4 protein-coding genes are annotated in these 5,362 nt (G+C 62.0%); all 4 read right to left on the bottom strand.

Features of this window, described 5'->3' with window-relative positions; genetic code table 11:
• Positions 1 to 972, bottom strand: a 972-nt coding sequence (locus tag NW845_RS12200) for a S41 family peptidase (RefSeq protein WP_414378723.1), incomplete at its 3' end; no start/stop codon positions are given.
• A 182-nt stretch (positions 973 to 1,154) separates the two neighbouring features.
• On the bottom strand, positions 1,155 to 1,448 hold the full coding sequence (locus NW845_RS12205) for a Uma2 family endonuclease (RefSeq protein ID WP_414364795.1): 294 nt from the start codon (positions 1,446 to 1,448) through the stop codon (positions 1,155 to 1,157).
• Positions 1,414 to 4,956, bottom strand: coding sequence for a chromosome segregation protein SMC (smc, locus tag NW845_RS12210; protein ID WP_414378724.1), 3,543 nt, complete (start codon positions 4,954 to 4,956; stop codon positions 1,414 to 1,416). Before smc ends, NW845_RS12205 begins: the two co-directional genes overlap by 35 nt.
• Before the next feature lie 75 nt (positions 4,957 to 5,031).
• Positions 5,032 to 5,362, bottom strand: a 331-nt coding sequence (gene rnpA, locus NW845_RS12215; protein WP_414378725.1) for a ribonuclease P protein component, incomplete at its 5' end; no start/stop codon positions are given.

Genomic DNA, 5,362 nt, shown 5'->3' on the forward strand with positions numbered 1-5,362 from the left:
GGCTTCTAGGGCGGCCTTGAGCCAGGCATTCTCATCCCCCTCCACCCTTTGCAGGGGCACCAAACCCTGGGCCAGGGGGCGTCCATCGCCTGTTTTCCAAGTGGCTACGGCCAGTTCCACTGCCGCGCCAGAAGGCAGGGCAAAGAAGCGGGTCTGGCGCTCGCTGCCTTGGGTGGTCTGTCCCACAATAACGGTGCTGCCGCTAGCTCCCAGCTGGGCTGCCAGGAGGGTAGCCCCCTGGCGGGTGTTGCCATCGACAAGGACGGCCAACGGGATCCCGGCGGCGAGGGGCAAGTTTTCACTGTTCCAGGGGGTAGGCTGGCCAAAGCGGTCTTCGGTAACCAGCAGCGGCTGCATGGAGCGGGGCAAAAATAGGCGTGCCACATCCGCTACCACCTGGGGGTCGTAGCCGATGGAGCCGCGCAGATCCAGGACGACGCCCTGGCTGTAATCCTGGGTGTAGAGGGCTTGGCGGATCTGCTGGGCGGTGGCAGGGGTGAGCTCCGGCACTGCCAGGTAAACCTGGCGCGGCCCAATCTGACGCGCCTGGAGGGATGGACGAGGGCGGTTGAGCAAGTCCCTAAAGCTTTGCGGATCCCAGAAGCGATCGGCGGGATCCCCATATTCGCGCAGGATCTCTCGAATTAGCTCATACTCAACTTCGATGGGCGGGCGGGGATCCCTGTAGGTGCGGGCCAACAGGCGGGTGTAGAGGTCGTTGTAGTTGACCGCAGCAGCCTGGTTGCCCGCCTGCCAAGACTCGTTGATGAACAGCCCCACCAGATAGCGCAGATCCTGGCCCAGGGCTGGCGCAGGAGAAGGGGGCCGAAGCACGGGATTGGCTGGCGCCCCTTGGGAGGGAGAAGCTGGCGCAACACTTGGCTCCTCAATTGAGGGGACGACCGGAACGGGTGGCAGGGCTGCCTGGCCCATCACGCTGGCTGGAAGGATCCCGCCGATTGCCACGGCCATTGCCCACACTCTTCCTGCCTGCGCCCATCTCTTCATGGCGACCTGCCTTTTTGCAGAGGCTGCGAATAGAATAAACCCCGCGCACTCCCTTCTGCCACTGTCCGCAGTGGGGGGTGCCTATTTTTTGCCTCTCAAAACCCTAGCGGTTGTAGGTCTGGAGGTAAGGGCAACCCTGGCAGGTTCTAGCTCTCGGCAGACCAGATTTTGCGGATGGGCAGGGTAAAGCCGGGCAGCACGTCTTCTCCCAACAAGGTTTCTGGGTCTTCCACCAGCTCCGGCGCCTGTCCTGGCCGGTAGATCATCACCCGCTTGGCCTTGGGATCCAAAAGCCACCCCAAGCGGCAGCCGTTGTCCAAGTGCTCCTGCATCTTGGCCTGGGCTTGAACCCAAGAATCGGTGGGCGAGAGGATCTCCACCACAAAATAAAAGTGTCGGTCTAGTTTAGCCGACGTGAGCGGTGGGGTTGACCAGGCCAATTACTTGGGTGTAGGCGCCGCGAGCCTGGGTCACCCCGATGGTGCGCTCGGCTTTTTCGATCATGGGGCGGCGCAGGCTGACCACCAAAAATTGTGCCTGGCGGGATTGCTGCCAGATCATGTCGGCCAACTTTTCCACGTTGGCCCCATCCAAAAACATGTCCACTTCGTCAAAGGCATAAAAGCTGGAGGGGCGAAACCGTTGCAACGCAAAAATAAAGCTGAGGGCCGTCAAGGATTTTTCTCCGCCCGACATGGCGCTGAGACGACGCACCGGCTTGCCTTTGGGGCGGGCCACCAGGGTCAGACCCCCAGCCAAAGGATCCTCTGGGTTTTCCAATTCCAAGTAGCCCTCGCCCTCGGAAAGCTGGGCAAAGATGGTCTGGAAATGGCTGTTGATGGCATGGAAGGCATCCAAAAACGCTTGGCGGCGCAGAGTAGAAAAGTTCTCGATGCGCAGCAGCAATTCGGTGCGCTCTTGGTGCAGGGTTGCCAGTTTGGCGCTGAGATCCCCTAGGCGGGCTTGGGTCTGTTCATATTCGGCGATGGCCAACATGTTCACCGGCTCCAGGGATCGCAATTGCTCTTCGATTTTGCGTTTTTGCTGCTGCAGCTCGTCTAGGGTCAGGTGGGGGGGCAAGGGGGGAAGGGGATGCGGCAGCGCTTGGGCCGCAGCTTGCAGTTGGGTTTGCAGTTGGGCCAGGATGGCCTCTTTTTCTTGCTGTTGGGTGAGGGCGTTGTAGCGTTCCCATTCCAGGCGTTGGAGCTGCTGCTGTTGGACGCGCAGTTGAAATTCCTGCCGCTCTCGCTCTTGGCGCAGGTGGGCGAGGCGGGCTTCAATCTGGCCCATCTGTTGCCGTTGCTCGGCAATGTGCTGCTGGATTTGGGCGAGAGTGGCCTGGGCCTGGGCGATTTGCTCTTGAAGTTGGGCCTGACGCCGTTCGCCCTCTTGCAGGCGCTCCTGGTGGTGCTGGATCTGGGCCTGCTTCAGGTGTTGCTGGCTGAGGTTCTCCTGTTGCTGTCGCTCTAGGTGGGCCAGGTGGTGTTGCAGCTCCGCCAGGTGGCTCTCCTGCTGCTGCACTGTCTGCTGCAGTTGCTGCCAGTGCTGGTTGACCGGGGATCCCTCCAGTTGGCTGAGCTTGAGGGTGAGGTCGGCCAGGCGCTGTTGCAAGGGATCCCAGCGGAGTTGAATCTGGTGCAGCCGCTGCTGGATCTGGTGGCTTTCGCTTTGCCATTGCGTCAGGGATCCCTGTAGGTGTTGCAGGCGGGCCTGCTGGTTTTGGCAATCGGCCTGGTGTCGCTCCAGATATTGCCGGGCTTGCAGGGCATCCTGGCGGGCCAGGAGCAGGGTCTGGGCCAGTTGTTTTTCGCGGGCTTGGGCGGCTTTTAGGCGAGGGGTGAGGGCGGCCAGCAGCGCTTCCAGATCGGCCAGGCGGGCGCGCAGGGCTTCCCCTTCCGAGTGTTCGCCGGCAGAAAAATGGATCCCCTGTCGCTGCGGGCTGGTGCCGCCGCTGATGGCCCCTGAGGTTTCCAGCAGCTCCCCTTCCAGGGTGACCATGCGGTGCTGGCCGATGTAGGGCCGGGCCAGCTCCAGGCTCTGGAAAACCAGGGTGGATCCGAGCACAAAGCCAAAAACATCTCGGTAGCGCTCTTCAAAGTGCACCAAACGAATGGCGTAGTCGATCAGACCGTTTAAGTTGAGGGGGGCGGGCGGGCGGGCGGGCGGCAGCTTGTTCAGAGGCAAAAAGGTGGCGCGCCCCAGTTTTTCCCGCTTTAAGAGGTTGATGGCGCTGACGGCGACGCTGTCATCTTCCACCACCACAAAGTGCAGTCGGTTGCCTGCCGCGATCTCCAGCGCCAGTTGATACTGGGGATCCACCTGCCCCAACTGGGCCACCAATCCCAAAACCCCCGGCAGGCGGGCGCTCAGGATGGCCTGGGTGGCGCGGGATCCCTGGGATTCTTGCAGCACTTGGCGGCGGGTCTCCCATTTGTCCAGTTGCCGCTGCTTGGCGTGGAACTCGGCGGCCAGCCGCTCGTGGGTGGCGCGATCCAGCTCCAGGTTGGATTGCAGTTGCGCCAGCTCTTGGGCCAGGGCCTGCACCTGGGCTTCCGACTGCCGGCAGGCCTGTTCCAGCTCGGCGGTGAGGGCCAGGTGGGATCCCAGCCACGTCTCGATCTGGGCGATCTCCGCCTGGGTCTCCTGGCTTTGCCGTTCCAGTTGCCGTTGTCGCTCTTGCAGGCGAATTTGCTCCTGCTGCAGAGGCTCCTGTTCGGCGCGGATCTCTTCGAGGTGGCGGGTGAGGTAGCGCTGCTGCTTGACCCAGGCCTCGGCAGATTGGGACAGGGCCCGCAGTTGTTCACGGCTTTGCTCCAGGCTGATTCGGGCTTTCTGCACCTGGGCTTGCAGGGATCCCTGGGCTTGGGCCAGTTGCTCCTGTTGGCTTTGCAGGTGTTCCAGCTCTGTCTGCAGGTGCTGCTGTTGGGTTTGGCGCTCCTGCTGCAGGCGCTGCGCTTGCTCGATTTCCTGCTGCCAGGCTGCGATCTGTTGGCTGAGCTGTTGCCGTTGCACTTCGGTGGCAGCGATCTGGGCCTGCAGGTGCAGGTATTCTTCCTCCCCCAGGGTGTGGATGCGGCTTTGCAGCTCGCTCAGGGCGGCTTCGGCCTGCTGCAACTGCTCGCTCAAGGTCTGCACCTGAGCAGTGGCTTGCTCCTGAGCTACCAAAAGCTGACGAATGGCTGCCTGGGTTGCTTCCACTTGGGCTTGCAAATGCCGCCAGAGCAACACCTGTTGCTGCTGCTCCAGCGTTTGCCACTGCAGCCGCAGTTGCTGGTACTGCTGCGCCTTTTCGCTCTCCTTGAGCAGCCGCTCTCTTTGGGCTTGCCATTCCTGCTCGATGAGCCGGAAGCGCTCAATTTGTTCTCGCACCCCCTCCAGCTTGGCGTTGGCCTGGGCGATCTTGCGGTCGAAGGTGGCCACCCCCGCCAATTCGTCGAGGATCTGCCGCCGCTCCTTGGAGTTCATGGAGATGATGCTGGTAACATCCCCCTGCAAGACAACGTTGTAGCCGTTGGGGTAGATGTGCATCGCCTCCAGTTGCTCGTGCAGCTCGCTCAGGGTGCAGGGCACATCGTTGATGTAGAAGGTGCTGGTGTAGGGCAGGGAGTCGGGATCCTCCCCCTTGCCGGGGCTGACCCGCAGCCGACGGCTGACTTTCCATTCTCTGGGCTGGCCGTCTTCTCCCGGCCCCAGATCGAAGGTGACGGAAACGTGGGTCTCCACCCGCCGGTTGCTGTTGAGGCTGCCGGAATGCACCAGATCCGAAAGCCTCTCTGCCCGCATCCCCCGTGAGGAAGACAGCCCCAGCGCAAATAGGATCCCATCCAGGATGTTAGACTTGCCGGAGCCGTTGGGGCCGGAGATGACCGTAAAACCCGGCAACAGGGGCAGCGAGGTCGTGCTGCCAAACGACTTAAATCGGGTCAGCTCGATCCGCTTGATGTACATCCCACCCCATATCTGGTGCAACCAGCAGCAGATGATGGCACCAGGCTAGCACGGGTAGTGCAGCCTGCCCAGCCTCTAAGAAGGCCCAGGATCTGGGCTTGGATCGACGAGCAGATCGGCCTTTTGCAAAAGACGATGCACCTCTGCCTGTAGCTCTGGCCACTTGTAGGTGAGCAGGTTGGGCTTGGGGATGAGCAGCAACTGGTAGCCAGGCTTCAGGTTTGGACAGAGAGGCCGTATGGCCTCCCGCAGGCAACGCCGCAGCCGGTTCCGCCGTACCGCCGATTTGCTCACTTTTTTGCTAACTGCCAACCCCACCTGGCTGGGGATCCCTTCACACCCTGGGGGCATCGGCTGAAACAGAAGGGTCAAGCCCGCACCGGAACGACGCTGCCCCGCTTGGTAA

This window comes from Synechococcus sp. H60.2 (assembly GCF_047462315.1).
Lineage (GTDB): Bacteria > Cyanobacteriota > Cyanobacteriia > Thermostichales > Thermostichaceae > Thermostichus.

Coding starts and splice junctions, on each gene's coding strand:
- smc (WP_414378724.1), bottom strand. CDS start 4,956: ATGTACATCAAGCGGATCGAGCTGACCCGATTTAAGTCGTTTGGCAGC.